This is a genomic window from Streptomyces sp. NPDC058246, assembly GCF_042881985.1.
Lineage (GTDB): Bacteria > Actinomycetota > Actinomycetes > Streptomycetales > Streptomycetaceae > Streptomyces.
Genome location: NZ_JBHVWZ010000014.1, coordinates 175,594 through 192,667 on the forward strand (window position 1 = coordinate 175,594; position 17,074 = coordinate 192,667).

Genomic DNA, 17,074 nt, shown 5'->3' on the forward strand with positions numbered 1-17,074 from the left:
GCCTCGCCGGGCACACCGTGATCCGTCCCACTGGGTGGGCTCGTCGGGGAAAGGATTGGACACGCGGGCCGGGGTGAGACGCATGATGGAAGCGCTGGACCACGTAAAACGCACGCAAAGGGAGTCGCCGTGAGGGTCGGAATCGTCGGAGCCACCGGTCAGGTCGGCACAGTCATGCGCAGGATCCTGGTCGAGCGGGACTTCCCGGTCACCGAGCTGCGCCTGTTCGCCTCGGCCCGTTCGGCCGGGACGGTGCTCGACGGCGTGACCGTGGAGGACGCCGCGACGGCCGACTACTCCGGCCTCGACATCGTCCTGTTCTCGGCGGGCGGCGCCACCTCGAAGGCGCTGGCCGAGAAGGTCGCCTCGCAGGGCGCGGTCGTGATCGACAACTCGTCGGCGTGGCGCAAGGACCCCGAGGTCCCCCTGGTGGTCTCCGAGGTGAACCCGCACGCGATCGCCGACCGGCCCAAGGGCATCATCGCCAACCCGAACTGCACGACGATGGCCGCGATGCCGGTCCTGAAGCCGCTGCACGAGGAGGCGGGCCTGGAGGCGCTGGTCGTCGCCACCTACCAGGCGGTCTCCGGCTCCGGTGTCGCCGGTGTGGCCGAGCTGCACGGGCAGGCGCTGAAGGTCGTCGCCGACGCCGACAAGCTCACCCACGACGGTGCGGCGGTCGACTTCCCCGAGCCGCAGGTCTACAAGCGGCCCATCGCCTTCAACGTGCTCCCGCTCGCCGGTTCCATCGTCGACGACGGCCTGCACGAGACGGACGAGGAGCAGAAGCTCCGCAACGAGTCCCGCAAGATCCTGGAGATCCCGGCGCTCAAGGTCTCCGGCACCTGTGTCCGCGTTCCCGTCTTCTCGGGTCACTCGCTCCAGGTGAACGCCCGTTTCGCGCGTCCGATCACGGTCGAGCGGGCCACGGAGCTGCTGGCCGGCGCCCCGGGCGTCGTCCTCTCCGACATCCCGACCCCGCTCCAGGCCGCCGGTCAGGACGCCTCGTTCGTCGGCCGCATCCGCGCCGACGAGACCGCCGAGCACGGGCTCGCCCTCTTCGTCTCCAACGACAACCTCCGCAAGGGCGCCGCGCTGAACGCGGTGCAGATCGCGGAGCTGGTGGCGGCCGAGCTCAGCGCCTGAACGGATACGTCGAGGGGGTGCCCACCGCGACCGGTGGGCACCCCCTCGTGCGTCACCTCGCCAGGCTGCCCACCTCGTCCGCCGCCACGACGGCCGCCGGACTCTGCCCGCGCACGCGGAGCGTGAGGCCCGGCAGCGCCACGAGGAAGGCGGCGCCGGCCATGGCGGCACAGCCGGTGAGGCCGAGGGCCGCGGCGGCGGCGTAGTCGCCCCGGGTGGCGGTCATCTCCTGGAAGAACAGGGAGGTGGCCAGGGTGACCCCGAGTGAGGTGCCGATCTTCATGCCGGTCTGGTAGACGCCGGCCGACGTGCTGCCCTCCCTGCGCGGTACGCGCTGCAGGGCGAGCGTCTGGTTGGCCGAGATGACACAGCCGGCGCCGCAGCCGGCCACCAGCAGCGGCAGGGCCAGCACCAGACCCATGTGCGCGGCGGACGAGAAGCGGATCACCAGGGCGGCGGAGGCCAGCCCGAGCGTGGTCACGGCGGTCCCGCCGATCACCAGCAGGCGGCCGAAGCGCTGCACCTGGCGGCCGGCGACGATCCCGCAGGCCACGGAACCGGCGGTGAAGGCCACCGTGGCCAGGGCCGACTGCAACGGCGTGTAGTGCAGCCCCCGCTGGAGGTACTGGGCGAGGACGAGGAAGATGCCCGTGAACCCGCCGTACAGGGCTGCCGCGACCAGGACACCGATCCAGTAGGCGCGGACCCGGAACAGGTTCAGGTCGACGAGCGGCTGCCGGCCGCGCCGTGCCAGACCACGCTCCCGCACCACGAAGACGACCAGCAGGACGGCCCCGGCCCCCATCAGCCACCAGTGGCGGTTCACGTTCTGTCCGGTCTGGAGCAGCGGCAGCATGACGGCCGAGACGGCGAGTCCGAGCGCCAGGGCGCCGATCAGGTCGAGGCTGTGCCTCACCCCGGTCCGCCGGTCCTGCGGCAACGCCCGCAGGGCGAGGGCGAAGGCGAGCGCGGCGAACGGGACGAACAGGTAGAAGGTGTAGCGCCAGCCGTCGGCCGTGCCGAAGATCTGGAGGATCACGCCGCCCAGGAGCGGGCCGATGGCCGTGGAGAGGGCGACCGTGGCGCCGTAGTAGCCGAAGACCCGGCCGCGTTCCCGGTTCGGATACATCTGCTGCATCAGTCCGACGACCTGGGGGGCGATCAGGCCGGCCGTGATCCCCCGGGCCAGCCGGGCGAAGTCCAGCCAGCCGGCGCTGGGGGCGGCTCCGCAGAGCACGCCGGTGACGGTGAACAGCAACAGTCCCAGGAGGAAGATCCGTCGGCGGCCGAACTCGTCCCCGAGGCGGCCGGCCGGGACGAGGGTCAGACCGAAGGTCAGGGTGTATCCGGCGATCGCCAGCGAGACGTCGGCGGGCGACATGCGCAGATGTTCCTCCATCGACGGCAGCGCGAAGGTGACGATGCTGACGTCGAGGAGGGTCAGGAACGCGGCGGCGATGCAGATGACCAGGGCTCGTCGGCGTTGGCGTTCGGAGAGGGAGGAGGGTTCCGAGAGGGAGGAGGGTTCGGAGGGGTCGGAGGCTGCGGGTGTGTCCGGGGTGTCAGGTGTGTCGGGGGTGTCAGGTGTTGCGAGGTCTTCAGGCGTCTTTGCCATGGTGATCCTCTGGTTCCCATCGGCTATCTGTACGGGGTGTTCGATGCCGTGGGGGCGGCGCGGGCGCGCCCCCGCTGGGGAATGCGGCTCGTTCGGGTTCGCCGGCTCGGGGGATTCGCCGGGCGCGGCAGGGCCGCCGGGCTCGGCAGGGCCGTCGGGCTCGGCAGAATCGCCGGACTCAGCAGGGCCGCCGGGCTCGGCGGAGTCGCCGGGCTCGGCAGGGCCGCCTGGCTCGGCGGGTTCACCGGGCTCGGCGGGGCCGAACGGTGGAGCTACATCCGTTTCCGGTGCCGGCCGGGACCGTCCCGTTGGTCCCGGCCGTCTGTCGGGGCCGCGGTCAGCCCGCGTCGGCGACGAGGCCGGCCTTCTCCACGCCGAAGACGGCGACGGCCTCGTCGTTCTCGGGGCGGTCTCCGCTGACGCCCACCGAGCCGAGCAGTTCTCCGCTCTCGTCCCGGATCAGCACGCCGCCCCGGGAGGAGGCGATGCGGCCCTCGGAGATGGCGGCGAGGGCGGCGAAGAACGCGGGGTCGCGGGTCGCGTGCCGGGCTCCGGCCGCGCCGCCCGCGCCGGTGCCCAGGCAGCCCCAGGCCTTGGCGTGGGCGATCTGCGGGCGCAGAATGCCCGCGCCGTCCTCCCGCTTGACGACCACCGGGTGGCCGCCCGGGTCGAGCACCGTGACGGTCAGGGGACGCAGCCCCCGTTCGCGCGCGTGGCTCAGCGCGGCGTCCACGATCTCCGACGCCTGGTCCAGGGTCAGTCCACTCATGGCTGTGGCTCCTCTTCTTTTTCTTTCTGGGGTTTCCCGGGTGCCTTCTCGGGTCGCCGGGGTGATTTCTCGGGTGTCCCGGGCACGGATCGCCCGGCGGGTTGGGGGATGGTGCTCGCCGCCTCGGTGTCGCTGACCCGGGTGGCCGCGTACAGGCCCAGCAGGTTGAGGGCGGCGACGGTCAGGAAGGCAGCCCGGTAACCGGAGATGCCGGGGGTACCGCCGGAGGCGGCCTGGCCGGACGGGCCGGCGGAGACGAGGACGCTGGTGGCCACCGCGACCCCGACGGCGCCGCCGAGCCTGCGGCCGACGTTGAACAGGGTCGAGGCCCGCCCGGAGGAGGACGCCGAGACGGTGGCGAACGAAGCGGACTGGGTGCCCACGAACACCTGGCCGACGCAGAGCCCCATGCAGAAGAGCAGCAGTACGACCACCCACAGGGCGGTGTCCTCGCGCAGCAGGCCCATCAGGGCGACGGTCACACTGGTCCCGCCCGCGCCGAGCATCAGATGCCGGCGGGGGCGAAGCCTTCGATAGAGCAGCCGGCTGGCGAGCTGCGAGCCGACGACCACGCCCAGCGCCTCGGGGAAGGTGCTCAGTCCCGCGGCCTGCGGGCTCATGCCCCGCTCGTCCTGGAAGTAGAGCGTGAGGGTGAACAGGGTGCCGAGGAAGGTCGCCGACTGCACGGTCATGACCGCGGAGCCGGAGGCGAACAGCCGGTCCGTCAGCAGCCGTACGTCGATCATCGGGGACCGCCCGCGCAGTTCGACCACGACCAGCGCGGCCACCAGCACGGCGCCGCAGGCCAGGCCCGCGGCCACGGAGGGCGTGGTCCAGCCCCGCTCAGGCCCCTCGGAGATGCCGTACATCACCAGGCCGAACCCGGACGCGGCGAGCGCGAAGCCGGCCAGGTCGAACCGTTCCGTGGGCCGCGCGGGGTCGTCGCGCAGGCACAGCAGCCCGAAGACGGTCGCGAAGACGCCGACCGGCACGTTCACATAGAAGATCGCCCGCCAGGAGACGTGGGTGACCAGCAGGCCGCCGAGGACGGGGCCGAGGGTGGGGGCGAGGCCGTTGGCGATGCTGAGGACGGCCGAGGCCCGCACCCGCTCCGAGGGGGCGAAGGCGCGCAGGAGCATCGCCATGCCGACCGAGGCCAGCATGCCGCCGCCCGCGCCTTGCAGCACCCGGAACGCGACCAGTTCGCCAAGGCTCGTCGCCGTCCCGCACAGTGCCGAGCCGATCGTGAAGACCGCGACGGCGGTGAGCAGGGTGCGCTTGCCGCCGAACCGGTCGCCGAGCCAGCCGGAGGCGGGCACGGAGACCGCCAGGCTCACCAGATAGAAGATCGAGACGGTGTCGACGGACGTGGGCGGCACGTCGAAGGCGTGGCCGATGGTCGGCAGGGCGACGTTGACGATGGTCATGTCCAGCGTGCTCAGGAACAGCCCGGACACATAGACGACGCAGACGGCCACCTGCTGGCTGATGACGATCCGTGGACCGCGCCGCCCGTCCGGCACGTCACCGGCGGACACCGCGACCGGGTCGCCGCTCACCCGACCCGGGCGCCCGGCCGGACCGTCGGGAGTCCGACGGCCAGCCGGTGCAGTCCGTCGATCACGCCGGTCGCGTTCTCGTCGAGGCCGGGGGCGGGTTCGAACCGTCCGTCGGAGGTGATCGACTGCCGGATGAAGGGGATGTGCACGGACCCGGCGAGCGGCACCATGCCGAGCGCGGTCACGACGGGCAGCAGCGCGTGGACGGCTCTGGCCCCGGCGGCGACCCCGCCGTACCCGACGAAGGCGACGGGCTTGCCGGCCCACTCCTTCGCGAGGAAGTCCAGGGCGTTCTTGGTGGCCGCGTTGTAGCTGTGGTTGTACTCGGGGACCACGAAGACATACGCGTCGGCGGTGCGCACGATCTCGCTCCACCGGCGGGTGTGCTCATGGTCGTACCGGCCGCGCTGCGGCGGGCGCGGTTCGTCCAGCAGTGGCAGGCCGACCTCGGCGAGGTCGACGAGGCCGGCGTCGAAGCCGGCGTGCTTGAGCGCCAGGCCGTGGAACCAGGCGGCGACGGCGGGGCCGCGCCGGCCGGGGCGGGTGCTGCCGACGATGATGTGCAGCTTGGGTGCGGATGCGGACATGGCTGACCTCCGGTCGCTCAGTCGTCGAGGACGACTTTGTTCTCGATGACCCCGAGCCCCTCGATCTCGCCGCGGACCACGTCGCCGGGCCGCACGACGCCGTGGCCGGGCGGGGTTCCGGTCGACAGCACGTCGCCGGGCGCCAGGGTGAGCGCCTCGGTGAGCCAGGCCAGCTGCTCGGGAACGGAGTGGAACATCTGGGCGGTGCTGCCGTCCTGGCGCAGCTCGCCGTTGACCCAGCCGCGGATGCGCAGCCGGTGCGGGTCGGGTATCTCGTCGGCCGTGACGAACCAGGGGCCGGTGATCCCGTAGGTGTCGAAGCCCTTGCCGCGGTCCATGCGGTTGTTGTCCCGCTCGGACACGTCCCGCGAGCCGACGTCGCAGAAGCCGACATAACCGGCGACCGCCCGCAGCGCGGTATCGGGGGTGAGGAAGCGGGAACGGTGGCCGATGACCACCGCCAGCTCCATCTCCGGATCCACCCGCTCGCTGATCACCGGGTGGCGGAGCGCGTCGTGCGGGCCGGCGAGCGAGCCGGGCGGCTTGAGGCAGCCCTGGAGTCCGCGTTGCGGCTGGGGCTGTTGCCGCTGGTCGGGGTCGGACGGCCGCCGGGGATAGTTCGCCAGCATGCACCAGATGGTCTGCGGGCGGCCGACCGGCGGGCCGAGCCGCTCCGGGTCGTCGGACCACAGGCAGTCCCGCAGGTCACCGGAGTCCGCCTGCTCGACGGCCCAGTCGAACACCCACCGTACGGCGGTGAGTTGCGGGTCGGCCTGGAGCAGCGCGGGCAGGTCCCCGGGGATGTCGAGCCGGGAGCGGGCGAGGGCGTCGTCCCGGTGGACGCCTTGGGTCTCCAGCCGTCGTACGAAGGCGGCCTGGATGTCGAGGAGATGGTGCGGAACGACTTCGGCGAAGCAGAGCCGGTCGCCGAAGGGGGTCCGCCGAGAGGCGATTTTCACGGGGTACTGAGCTTTCCGTGAGGGCGGATGAAGGGGCCGCGCTTGCGGGTGAGTTCGCGCCCGCAGGTGAGTGCGGGGAGGCCGCGCATGCGAGTGCGGCCGAGCTCTGCGCATGCGAGAGCGGGGAGCTGCGCATGCAAGTGCGGGAAGCCGCGTGCGGCTTGCGGGGGCCGCCGTGCAGCTATGGGGTGTTGTGCGGGCAGGTGACCGCCGCCTGGGCCGGTGAGCGCTGCCAGGGTCGGTGAGTGCTGCCAGGGTCGGTGAGTGCTGCCAGGGTCGGTGAGTGCTTCCGTGCGGGTGCGGGTGGTCAGGGGCCGGCGCCGGCCCGGGAAGGGCACGCCGGCCCGGGTCCGCGCCGGTCGGGGCGGGCGGGGCTCAGCCGTTGTCGGCTTCCTTGGGGTTCTCGAAGCGGATGCCGCCGTCGGTCGTGATGACGTCGAACTGGTCCGAGGGCACGGCGGGTTCCTGGATCGGGGGCAGCCCGACATTGAACAGCACCAGCTCGTCGGTGGCGACGTACCGTGCCTTCTCGCCGGGGTCGACCTCGACCGCGGCGAGCCTGCCGATCGCGGTGTCCTCGACCGTGCCGGCGCCCGACAGCACCACCGTCAGCCGGCGCGCGTCGTCACTGCCGGCGATCCACTCGGCGCCGGCCGCGATCCGGATGTACTCGATCCAGAACCGCCGCTCGGTGTAGGTGCCGATGTGCTTGCGCTCGACGCCGGGCCAGCCGGGCACGGGCAGGTAGTTGAAGTGCGTCGGGTTGCTGATGACGACGCCGTTGTAGCGCGGCCGGGGGAACTTGATCTCCCGGCGTGCGCGGCGCTCGGCCTGCGCCTCCTTGTTGTCCGGGCCGCGGCCGCGGCCGGCGCCCATGCCGAGCGCCGAGGCGCCGCCGAACTGCAGCACGAGCTGAAGCTGCTTCGGGTCGCCCAGGGGGTCGTCCTGCGGGCCGTAGGTCTGGCCCTCGGGGAAGTAGCCGACCTCGCCCTCATGCAGGATCCCCTGCTCGCCCAGGTTCATGTCGCCCACCAGCGGCAGACGGATCTGCTCGAAGGTGTGGGCGTGCCGGGGCATGAGGAAGTCGGCCTCCTGGCGACCCAGGATGTAGCGGTAGTTCTCCAGGGGCTTGCTCCGGTCGCCCATGAGCAGGTAGTTGAACGAGACCGTCCCCCTGGGGTGGTCCATCTTGAACGCGTTCTCGTCGAACGGTGCGATCTTCACCGCTGTCCTCCGGTGTCCGGGTGCTCGCCCGTGTGCGATCGGTGCGTCCCGCGGGGGCGTCGCACGAACGGGCCTGATGACTGAGGGCGATCGACCGGGTCCCGCGTCCCGGCGGCTCGCGCCGAGGCTCGCTCTGGATGACGTCCGGTCGTCGCTCCGTGCAACCACCAAACCTTCCTAGTAGGTTTATGTCAAGGTAGGTAGCGAGGTTCTCAGGAAACCCAATGCCCTCGGAGACCCGGAGCGCCCTCGAAGACCCGAAGACGACGCCCCCGAAGGAGACGGGCCACCGACCGAGGCGGCAAGAGGGTTGAATCAACCTACCAAGTAGGTTACGTTCCTAGACGATGGACCATCCAGGTCCCATGGGCCCGTGGCGGTCCAGGAACACCTTGGGAGTGACATGTCCGTGCCTCACACCCCCGCGAAGATCTACCGCGGCCGGGTGGCCGACCAGATCGTCGAGGACCTCCGCGCACAGATCCTCAGCGGCGAGCTGCCCGACGGTGCGCGCCTGCCGTCCGAACGGGAGCTGGCCGCCTCCTACGAGGTCAGCGCCCCCACCATCCGCGAGGCGATCCGTGTGCTGACCGCGATGGGCCTGGTCACCGCCCGCAACGGCAGCCGTACGACGGTCAACGCGCAGGCCGACACCCTGCTCGCCATGTCCATCGCGTCCGTCGTGCAGGTCGAGAAGGTCGGCGCCAAGGAGGTGTTCGGACTGCTCGGCGTCCTCAACGCCTACGCCGCCGAACTCGCCGCCGAGCACGCCTTGGACGAGGAGATCGCGGGGCTGCGCGGGGCGGCCGAGCGGATCCCCGAAGCCGAGGGCGTCGAGGCGTCCGCCACGGCGCTGCACCAGTTCTTCGTCACCCTCTCCGAGATCTCCCACAACCCGCTGCTCGCCGCGCTGTGCCGGTTCATCTCCGAGGTCCAGATCGGCCTCGCGGTCAAGCTGTCCGGCGGCGAGGACGGCGACTGGGGCCGGGTCGCCGACACCCTTCAGCCGGGGCGCATGCGGATCGTGGACGCGGTCGCCTCCCGCGACGCGGCGCACGCGGCCTCGGTGGTCCTCGCCTACCACCAGGAGGCCGTCAAGCGAGTCGTCTCCGTCCGCAAGGCCGGCGACGCCCCCGCCGCCTCCGACGCCGGGCTCACCGAGGCCCTCGGCGCCTGGCTGCGGGCGAACGTGGGCCTGGGCGGCCAGGTCCCGAACCGCTGGAGCACCCTGTCATGACGCGGCCCCCCACCGCCGACGGCAACGCCCCTCCCACCCCCAGGGCCGGTACTGCCGGTACCACCGGTACTGCCGGTACCACCGGTACTGCCGGTACTGCCGGTACTGCCGGTACTGCCGGTACTGCCACAGCAGGTACCGGCACCAGCGCCAGCGCTGACACCACCGACACCACCGACACCACCGACGTGCGTACCGCCACCACCCTCCGCACCCCCCGCGCTCCCCACCCGCCCCACGCTCCCCGAACCGTCCGCGACGCCGCCTTCGACGTGCTCCGGCTGCACGGTCTGACCACCCTCTTCGCCAACCCGGGCTCGACGGAGGTGTCCCTGCTGACCGATCTGCCCGAGGACCTGGAGTTCGTACTGGCCCTGCACGAGGGGTCCGTCGTGGGCGCGGCGACCGGCTGGGCGCTGGCCCGCGAGCAGCCCGCGCTGGTCCTGCTGCACACCACGGCCGGGCTCGGCAACGCCGTGGGCGCACTGGCCACCGCCCGCGTCAACCGGGCGCCACTCGTGGTCCTGGTGGGCCAGCAGGACCGCCGCCACCTCGCCCAGGAACCGTTCCTCGCCGGGCGGTTGGCGGGGCTGGCCGGGGACTACCCGGTCCGGGTGGAGACCCCGGCCCGCGCCCAGGACGTGCCCGGAGCGCTCGGACGGGCCGTGCACGCCGCCCGCGAGGGACGCGGTCCGGCCCTGGTCCTGGTCCCGATGAACGACTGGGCGGAGCCGGCCGAGGAGCTGCCCGTCCCCGCGCCCACGCTGCTGCGCCGGTCCGCCGCCGCCGACCCGGCAGCGGTCGCCGAGGTCGCGGACCTGCTGGCCGAGGCGACGGCGCCGGCCCTCGTGGTGGGCGCGGGCGCGGACAGCGCCGGCACCTGGAGCGCGCTCACCGCACTCGCCGAGCGGCTGAACTGCCCGGTGTGGCAGGAACCCTTCGGCGCGCGGGCCGGGTTCCCGCAGGACCACCGGCTGTTCGCCGGCCATCTGCCCGCCGACCGGCCCCGGCTGCGGACCACGCTCGCGCCGTACGACCTGGTGCTCTGCGTCGGCGCCCCCTTCCTGCGCCAATACCCTTACGCACCCGGCCGGTTGACGGACGCGCGGGTCGTCGTGGTCACCGACGACCCGGCCGAGGCCCAGCGCGCCCCGGCCGAACTGGCCGTCGTCACCGCGCTGCCCGACTTCTGCGACCGGCTCGCCCGCCGCACCCCGCCCCGGCCGGCCGCGGCCGAGCCGGTACGGCGCGTGGCGCACGCCGAACCCCCGGCTCCCGGAGAGCGGTTGAGCCCCGCGCACGTCCTCGCGGCCCTCGCGCGACGGCTCCCGGCGGACACCGTGGTCGTGGAGGAGACCCCGTCGTCCCGCCCCGACCTGCATGCCCTGCTGCCCGCCCGGGCACCGCTCGGCTTCCTCAGCGCCGCCATGGGCGGCCTCGGCTTCGCCCTGCCCGCCGCGATCGGGGTCCGCATGGGACAGCCGCGCCGCCCGGTGGTCGCCGTCGTCGGTGACGGCTCCTCCCTGTACCAGATCCAGTCCCTGTGGACCGCCGTCCACTACGGCGTCGGCGCCGTCTTCGTCGTCCTCGCCAACGGCCGCTACGCCGTCATGGACAAGCTCGCCGAGCAGCAGGGCGGCAAGCCGCCGTGGCCCGCCTTCGACGAGGTGAGCGTGGCCGGACTCGCGGAGTCCCTCGGCTGCCCCGTGCGCCGGATCACCGAGTACGGCGACCTGTGCGAGGCGCTCGACACGCTCGTCCCCGGTCTGCCCGACCGCACCGAACCCCTCGTCCTCGAGGTCTCCGTCGCCGTCGGCGACGACTTCCGCCCCTGACCTCCCCCCACCCGCCCCACCTCCCCTTCCCTTCTCCTCCCCGACCCGCACCTCAGGAGGCCGTGATGCCCCTGCTCGATCCCACCCTCTGGTCCGGCAAGGCCCACATCGGCGGCTGGACGGCCATGGCAGGCGGTACTGCCCCCGTGGTCGAACCCGCCACCGGTGAAGTCCTGGACGTCATAGGCGTCGCCACCGCGGAGGACGTCTCGGCCGCGGCCGAACGCGCCGCACGGGCCCAGACCGCCTGGGCGCGCACCCCGTACACCGAGCGCGCCGCCGTGCTGCGCCGGGCCGGCGACCTGTTCACCCGGCACGCCGAGGAGATCCAGCAGTGGCTGGTCCGGGAGGCCGGGAGCATCCCCGGCAAGGCGGCCTTCGAGACGGGGACCGCCGCCCAGGAGTGCTACGAGGCCGCCGCGCTCGTCTCACGCCCCCTCGGCGAGGTGCTGCCCTCCGCCGAGCCCCGGCTCAGCCTGGCCCGCCGGGTGCCCGCCGGGGTCGTCGGGGTCATCGCCCCGTTCAACGTGCCGCTCGTGCTGGCGATCCGCTCGGTGGCCCCGGCCCTCGCCCTCGGCAACGCGGTCCTGCTCAAGCCCGATCTGCGCACCGCCGTGTCCGGCGGCGTGGCGCTCATGCGGGTGTTCGAGGAGGCCGGGCTGCCCGCGGACGTGCTGCATCTGCTGCCGGGCGGCGCCGACACCGGGGCCGCGCTGGTGTCAGCCCCGCAAGTGCGGGTGATCTCCTTCACCGGGTCCACCGCGGCGGGCCGCAGGGTCGGCGCCACCGCGGCCGAGCACCTCAAGCGCGCCCATCTCGAACTGGGCGGCAACTCCGCGCTGATCGTGCTGCCCGACGCGGATCTGGACCGCGCGGTGTCCACCGCCGCCTGGGGCTCCTTCTTCCACCAGGGTCAGGTCTGCATGTCCACCGGACGTCACCTGGTCCACGCGTCGATCGCCGACGAGTACGTCGAACGGCTCGCGGAGAAGGCCGATCACCTGCCGGTCGGCAACCCGGCGAAGGAGGAGGTGGCGCTCGGCCCGATCATCGACGCGGGCCAGCGCGACAAGATCCATCAGCTGGTCCGCTCCAGCGTCGACGGCGGCGCCCGGGTGCTGGCCGGCGGCACCTACCAGGACCTCTTCTACCGGCCGACCGTTCTCACCGGCCTGACCGACGCCTCACCCGCGTACGCCGAGGAGGTCTTCGGCCCGGTCGCGCCGGTCCGGGCCTTCTCGGACCTGGACGAGGCGGTGGCCCTGGCCACGGCCACGCCGTACGGGCTGTCGCTCGGCATCCTCACCGGCGACGTGCTGCGCGGCCTCGACCTCGCCGAGCGCATCCCCACCGGCCTGGTCCACATCAACGACCAGACGGTCAACGACGAGGCCGTCGCCCCCTTCGGCGGTGTCGCCGCCTCCGGCACGGGAGCCCGCTTCGGCGGCGCCGCCAACATCGAGGCGTTCACGGAGACCCGCTGGATCACGGCCCGCTCGACCCAGGCCGCGTATCCCTTCTAGGACGCGGCCCTCCACCGCGGCCACTGCCGAGGCAGCTCTAGCGGGGCCTTCGCACCTCGTACAGAAAGCACCCGTACTCGACGGCCCGGACGTGCACCAGCGCCACGGCCGGGTCGTCGAAGGCCTCCTCGAAAGCCGCGTCGAATCCCTCGGGACCCGCGGGATCCTCCACCAGCCGCCCGCCGAGGATGTGCCCGTCGGCCGAGTACCGGCGCACCGTGCGACGCGCCCCCGCGAACGCGTACCCCTCCCCCTCGGGCCCCGGGCACTCCTCAGCGTGGATGAAGACGGGGCCCTGCTCGTCGTACGCGCCCGGCTCGGCGCCCGTTTCCGCCGCCCAGCGGCGCAGCGGGGCGTAGGAGACGAGGGCGATGCGCTCGCCGGGCTCGCTGCGGCGCAGGCAGCAGCGGAGCGGAGCGCCGCCCTCCTCGTCGGTCAGCGGAACGCGGGGGCGGCCCGCGTCGTCGGTGTCGCGGAGTTCCTTCAGGACGGCCGGTTCGATGGGGCGTGCGGTGTACGTCGTCATGGGTCCAGGCTCCCGCCCGCGCGGGCCGCTCACCGGCGGGAAACGGACATCGCATTCCCTGCGGCTCCCGTGGAAGGATGGCGCAACCCACCCATAACGAGGAGATGACCGCGTGCCTGGCACAAACCTGACCCGCGAAGAGGCGCAGCAGCGGGCGAAGCTGCTCACCGTTGACTCGTACGAGATCGATCTCGACCTCTCCGGCGCGCAGGAGGGCGGCACCTACCGGTCCGTGACCACGGTGCGCTTCGATGTCGACGAGAACGGCGCGGAGTCCTTCATCGACCTGGTCGCTCCGACCCTCCACGAGGTCACCCTGAACGGAGACGCGCTCGACCCCGCGGCCGTCTTCCAGGATTCACGCATCGCCCTCCCTGGGCTGCTGGCGGGCCGCAACGTGCTCCGCGTCGTCGCGGACTGCGCGTACACCAACACCGGCGAGGGTCTGCACCGGTTCGTCGACCCGGTCGACCAGCAGGCCTACCTGTACACCCAGTTCGAGGTCCCGGACGCCCGCCGCGTCTTCGCGTCCTTCGAGCAGCCCGACCTGAAGGCCACCTTCCAGTTCACCGTGAAGGCGCCCTCGGGCTGGACCGTCATCTCCAACTCGCCGACGCCGGAGCCCAAGGACGACGTCTGGGTCTTCGAGCCGACGCCGCGGATCTCGACGTACATCACCGCGCTGATCGTGGGCCCGTACCACTCCGTGCACAGTGTCTACGAGAAGGACGGACAGTCCGTCCCGCTCGGCATCTACTGTCGGCCCTCGCTCGCGGAGTTCCTCGACTCGGACGCGATCTTCGAGGTCACCCGGCAGGGCTTCGACTGGTTCCAGGAGAAGTTCGACTACGCGTACCCGTTCAAGAAGTACGACCAGCTGTTCGTACCGGAGTTCAACGCGGGCGCGATGGAGAACGCGGGGGCGGTGACGATCCGCGACCAGTACGTCTTCCGGTCCAAGGTGACGGACGCCGCGTACGAGGTGCGTGCCGAGACGATCCTGCACGAGCTCGCGCACATGTGGTTCGGCGACCTCGTGACCATGGAGTGGTGGAACGACCTCTGGCTGAACGAGTCGTTCGCCACGTACACGTCCATCGCCTGCCAGGCGTACGCGCCGGACAGCAGATGGCCGCACTCGTGGACCACGTTCGCCAACTCCATGAAGACGTGGGCCTACCGGCAGGACCAGCTGCCCTCCACCCACCCGATCATGGCCGAGATCCGCGACCTGGACGACGTCCTCGTCAACTTCGACGGCATCACGTACGCCAAGGGCGCCTCGGTCCTCAAGCAGCTCGTCGCGTACGTCGGCATGGACGAGTTCTTCCGGGGCGTGCAGGCGTACTTCAAGGCGCACGCGTACGGCAACACGCGGCTCAGCGATCTGCTGGGCGCCCTGGAGGAGACCTCCGGCCGGGACCTGAAGACCTGGTCGCAGAAGTGGCTGCAGACCGCCGGCATCAACATCCTGCGCCCGGAGGTCGAGACGGACGCGGACGGCGTCTTCACGTCCTTCGCCATCCGCCAGGAGGCCCCGGCGCTGCCCGCCGGCGCCAAGGGCGAGCCGACGCTGCGTCCGCACCGCATCGCCATCGGCCTGTACGAGCTGGACGACGCGAGCGGCAAGCTGGTGCGCGCCGAGCGCATCGAGCTGGACGTCGACGGCGAGCTGACCGCCGTACCGCAGCTGGTCGGCAAGCGCCGCCCGGCGGTCGTCCTGCTCAACGACGACGACCTGTCGTACGCGAAGGTCCGTCTGGACGAGGCCTCGCTGGCCTTCGTCACCGAGCACCTGGGCGACTTCGAGTCGTCCCTGCCGCGTGCGCTGTGCTGGGCCTCGGCCTGGGACATGACCCGCGACGCGGAGCTCGCGACCCGCGACTACCTGTCGCTCGTCCTGTCCGGCATCGGCAAGGAGTCCGACATCGGCGTGGTGCAGTCCCTGCACCGCCAGGTGAAGCTGGCGATCGAGCTGTACGCCGACCCGGCCACCCGCGAGGCCCTGCTGACCCGCTGGACGGAGGCGACCCTCGCCCACCTGCGCGCGGCCGCGCCCGGCAGCGACCACCAGCTGGCCTGGGCGCGCGCCTTCGCGGCGACCGCCCGTACGCCGGAGCAGCTGGACCTCCTGGAGGCGCTGCTCGAAGGCCGGGAGACCATCGAGGGCCTGGCCGTCGACACCGAGCTGCGCTGGGCGTTCGTGGAGCGGCTCGCGGCGGTCGGCCGCTTCGACGAGGCGGAGATCACCGCCGAGTACGAGCGCGACAAGACGGCGGCCGGCGAGCGGCACGCGGCCACCGCCCGGGCCGCCCGGCCCACCGAGGAGGCGAAGGCGGAGGCCTGGGCGTCGGTCGTCGAGTCCGACAAGCTGCCGAACGCCGTGCAGGAGGCGGTGATCGCGGGCTTCGTCCAGACCGACCAGCGCGAGCTGCTCGCCCCGTACGCGGACAGGTTCTTCGCCGTGGTCAAGGACGTCTGGCACGCCCGCTCGCACGAGATGGCCCAGCAGATCGCCGTCGGCCTCTACCCGTCCCTCCAGGTCTCCGAGGAGACCCTCGCCAAGACGGACACGTGGCTGGCCTCCGCCGAGCCCAACGCGGCCCTGCGGCGCCTGATCTCGGAGTCCCGCTCCGGGGTCGAGCGCGCGCTGAAGGCGCAGACGGCGGACGCGGCCGCATAGCGGTCCTGTCCACGTGACAGGGGGCGCCCGGCGATGTGCCGGGCGCCCCTTTCACATCAGGGGGCGCATCGCATCAGCGCGTGGGCGAGCGCGAGCATGGTGCGGGTCTGCAGGCGGGTCTGGGCGTCGACGGGCACCCAGCGGGCGTCGAAGGTGTGCGCCGTGTCGCGGGACCAGGCGCGGACGAGGCCGTCCAGTGCGGGGACTTCGTCCCCGAGGGCCTGGCGCATCATCGCCGCCGCGCGCAGCGGGATGCGGCGGGCGGCGATGCCGAGCGAGACCGCGTTGCCCACGGTGCCGGCGAGTTCGTCCGTGGTCCAGGTGTCCACGACCCCGGGGCCGATGTCCATCAGTTCCCGGGCCGCGGTGAAGTGGGCGAGCCGCTCCCGCTCCTTCGGTGGCCGGTGGCCCGACTCGCCGATGACCGACTCCAGTTCCTTGGAACGGCCGAGCAGGATCTCACTCGCCTTCGCGACTTCGCGCGGCGGGTCGGCCACGGGCCGTCCGTCGCCGACGCCCGCCACGCTCCAGAAGGGCGCCTCGATGACGGCCGACACGGTCCCGTGCCGCATCGCGTACAGCCAGGTCGCCTGCGAGGTGTAGCCCGACGGGTCGCGTTCCTCGGTCGGGCTTCCGTCCGGCAGGACGAGCACACCGGGGCTGTCCAGGAGCCATCCCATGCCGTCGAACGGCCGGTGCTCCAGGGGGATCCCGAGGCCGGCCACGATCTCGCGGTAGCCGGTCGCCGCGCCGGGCACGGTGCGGGTCAACTGCAGGAACGATCCGCCGACTTCGACGCCGTGCAGCGAGAAGTGGGCGACCGGGCGGAGTTCGTCGATGAGCCGCAGCAGGGCCCCGGACTCCGGCATCGGGGCGCGCGGGTCGCTCACGACGGGCGGGAATTCCGGCTGAGCCGCGAAGGCGGGGCGGTAGAAGTCGCGGTAGTACCGCTCGACGGTGGGGCCGTGGCGCCGCTCGCCGCCCGGCCACGGCTGCCCGCTCAGCCACCGTTGCCCGAGCGTCGCCCCGTCCGGGTCGAGGCAGAGCAGGAAGTGCCAGGTGCAGTCCAGGACGCCCGCGCCGAGGACGCGCGGATCGCGGGCGAACTCCTCGGCCAGCCGGAGCGAAGTGGCCCCGCCGATGGGCTCGTTGGCGTGCGCTCCGGCGACGGTGAGCAGATGCCGGGAGCCGTGTCCGGCCGACAGGAGCCAGAGCGGCCGGCCGGCACGCGAGGTCCCGATGTCGCGCAGCCGCAGGAGGCCGGGCCGCGCCGCCACCATCGCGCGAGCATGCCGCACCAGCTCGTCGAGGGTGGGATACAGGGTTCCCCGCATGCCGGCTTCCGGTCAGGTGCCGTTCGCGTTGCTGTCGCCGGTGGTCTCTTTCTTGTCCAGCGGGCGGATCACGATCT

13 protein-coding genes are annotated in these 17,074 nt (G+C 72.5%); 5 read left to right on the plus strand and 8 right to left on the minus strand.

Annotated elements, in window-relative coordinates:
- Positions 1-129: 129 nt before the first annotated feature.
- A complete protein-coding gene (locus ACFVXA_RS21910; RefSeq protein WP_362018090.1) occupies positions 130-1,146 on the plus strand; it encodes an aspartate-semialdehyde dehydrogenase in 1,017 nt (338 codons plus the stop codon).
- 52 nt (positions 1,147-1,198) lie between these two features.
- Here ACFVXA_RS21910 and ACFVXA_RS21915 read toward each other — a convergent pair whose 3' ends face one another.
- From ACFVXA_RS21915 to ACFVXA_RS21940, 6 genes are all read right to left on the minus strand, one after another.
- A complete protein-coding gene (locus ACFVXA_RS21915; RefSeq protein WP_390026092.1) occupies positions 1,199-2,761 on the minus strand; it encodes an MFS transporter in 1,563 nt (520 codons plus the stop codon).
- A 337-nt stretch (positions 2,762-3,098) separates the two neighbouring features.
- Complete coding sequence (locus ACFVXA_RS21920; protein WP_383742710.1) at positions 3,099-3,530, minus strand: heme-binding protein; 432 nt, start codon at positions 3,528-3,530, stop codon at positions 3,099-3,101.
- Positions 3,527-5,089, minus strand: a complete 1,563-nt coding sequence (locus ACFVXA_RS21925; protein ID WP_390026094.1) for an MDR family MFS transporter — start codon at positions 5,087-5,089, stop codon at positions 3,527-3,529. Before ACFVXA_RS21925 ends, ACFVXA_RS21920 begins: the two co-directional genes overlap by 4 nt.
- On the minus strand, positions 5,086-5,676 hold the full coding sequence (locus tag ACFVXA_RS21930) for an NAD(P)H-dependent oxidoreductase (RefSeq protein WP_362018082.1): 591 nt from the start codon (positions 5,674-5,676) through the stop codon (positions 5,086-5,088). The genes ACFVXA_RS21925 and ACFVXA_RS21930 overlap by 4 nt, the downstream gene beginning before the upstream one ends.
- A gap of 17 nt (positions 5,677-5,693) precedes the next feature.
- A complete protein-coding gene (locus ACFVXA_RS21935) occupies positions 5,694-6,635 on the minus strand; it encodes a fumarylacetoacetate hydrolase family protein (protein ID WP_384397729.1) in 942 nt (313 codons plus the stop codon).
- Positions 6,636-7,010: 375 nt separating this feature from the next.
- On the minus strand, positions 7,011-7,859 hold the full coding sequence (locus ACFVXA_RS21940) for a hypothetical protein (protein WP_362018078.1): 849 nt from the start codon (positions 7,857-7,859) through the stop codon (positions 7,011-7,013).
- Positions 7,860-8,262: 403 nt separating this feature from the next.
- Here ACFVXA_RS21940 and ACFVXA_RS21945 point away from each other — a divergent pair, with 403 nt between their 5' ends.
- The 3 genes from ACFVXA_RS21945 to ACFVXA_RS21955 all read left to right on the plus strand — a co-directional run bounded on the left by ACFVXA_RS21945 (position 8,263) and on the right by ACFVXA_RS21955 (position 12,454).
- Positions 8,263-9,096: a GntR family transcriptional regulator gene (locus tag ACFVXA_RS21945; RefSeq protein WP_390026096.1), complete on the plus strand. Its 834-nt coding sequence runs from the start codon at positions 8,263-8,265 to the stop codon at positions 9,094-9,096.
- Between the two features lie 188 nt (positions 9,097-9,284).
- Positions 9,285-10,931: a thiamine pyrophosphate-dependent enzyme gene (locus ACFVXA_RS21950; protein WP_390026098.1), complete on the plus strand. Its 1,647-nt coding sequence runs from the start codon at positions 9,285-9,287 to the stop codon at positions 10,929-10,931.
- Positions 10,932-10,996: 65 nt separating this feature from the next.
- The gene (locus tag ACFVXA_RS21955) at positions 10,997-12,454 is read left to right on the plus strand and encodes a benzaldehyde dehydrogenase (protein ID WP_390026100.1); all 1,458 of its coding nucleotides are present in this window, start codon (positions 10,997-10,999) and stop codon (positions 12,452-12,454) included.
- A 37-nt stretch (positions 12,455-12,491) separates the two neighbouring features.
- Here ACFVXA_RS21955 and ACFVXA_RS21960 read toward each other — a convergent pair whose 3' ends face one another.
- Positions 12,492-12,980 carry a DUF1203 domain-containing protein gene (locus tag ACFVXA_RS21960; protein ID WP_383742693.1) on the minus strand — a complete coding sequence of 163 codons (489 nt, stop codon included), beginning with the start codon at positions 12,978-12,980 and terminating at the stop codon, positions 12,492-12,494.
- A gap of 112 nt (positions 12,981-13,092) precedes the next feature.
- On the opposite strand from ACFVXA_RS21960, the gene pepN reads away from it, so the two are divergent.
- Positions 13,093-15,663 carry an aminopeptidase N gene (gene pepN, locus ACFVXA_RS21965; RefSeq protein ID WP_390026102.1) on the plus strand — a complete coding sequence of 857 codons (2,571 nt, stop codon included), beginning with the start codon at positions 13,093-13,095 and terminating at the stop codon, positions 15,661-15,663.
- Between the two features lie 56 nt (positions 15,664-15,719).
- Here pepN and ACFVXA_RS21970 read toward each other — a convergent pair whose 3' ends face one another.
- The gene (locus ACFVXA_RS21970; RefSeq protein ID WP_390026104.1) at positions 15,720-16,997 is read right to left on the minus strand and encodes a M14 family zinc carboxypeptidase; all 1,278 of its coding nucleotides are present in this window, start codon (positions 16,995-16,997) and stop codon (positions 15,720-15,722) included.
- Positions 16,998-17,074: the final 77 nt, after the last annotated feature.

Excerpts from the sequence above, each read along its gene's own strand:
- ACFVXA_RS21915 (WP_390026092.1), bottom strand. The coding sequence starts at position 2,761 with ATGGCAAAGACGCCTGAAGACCTCGCAACACCTGACACCCCCGACACA.
- ACFVXA_RS21920 (WP_383742710.1), bottom strand. The coding sequence starts at position 3,530 with ATGAGTGGACTGACCCTGGACCAGGCGTCGGAGATCGTGGACGCCGCG.
- ACFVXA_RS21930 (WP_362018082.1), bottom strand. The coding sequence starts at position 5,676 with ATGTCCGCATCCGCACCCAAGCTGCACATCATCGTCGGCAGCACCCGC.
- ACFVXA_RS21945 (WP_390026096.1), top strand. The coding sequence starts at position 8,263 with ATGTCCGTGCCTCACACCCCCGCGAAGATCTACCGCGGCCGGGTGGCC.
- ACFVXA_RS21955 (WP_390026100.1), top strand. The coding sequence starts at position 10,997 with ATGCCCCTGCTCGATCCCACCCTCTGGTCCGGCAAGGCCCACATCGGC.
- ACFVXA_RS21960 (WP_383742693.1), bottom strand. The coding sequence starts at position 12,980 with ATGACGACGTACACCGCACGCCCCATCGAACCGGCCGTCCTGAAGGAA.
- ACFVXA_RS21970 (WP_390026104.1), bottom strand. The coding sequence starts at position 16,997 with ATGCGGGGAACCCTGTATCCCACCCTCGACGAGCTGGTGCGGCATGCT.